A 205-nucleotide genomic window follows, 5' to 3' on the forward strand; every position below is an offset into this window, starting at 1 on the left:
CTTGACTTGCGGCGATTGGTCAGGCGTTCTTCTTCTGTCAGCGCGTGACTGCGTGTGCCCCGGATGTTGGTAAAGTCTTTTATCCCTGGTGCTTTGCTGCGTGCAATCTGCTTTTGGCCCGTGTAGGCAGAATCACCCCAGTAACGTGTCTCGTGCCCGTGCAGTAATTTTGGCAATACCTGGCTGTCGTGGACATTGGCTCCGG

1 protein-coding gene is annotated in these 205 nt (G+C 55.1%); it reads right to left on the reverse strand.

All coding sequences use genetic code 11. From position 1 onward, the window contains the following. On the reverse strand, window positions 1-205 hold a 205-nt coding region (locus ACO0LL_RS30490; RefSeq protein ID WP_422954561.1), incomplete at both ends, for a transposase.

It is taken from the genome of Undibacterium sp. TC4M20W, from assembly GCF_049340245.1.
Classification (GTDB): domain Bacteria; phylum Pseudomonadota; class Gammaproteobacteria; order Burkholderiales; family Burkholderiaceae_D; genus Undibacterium.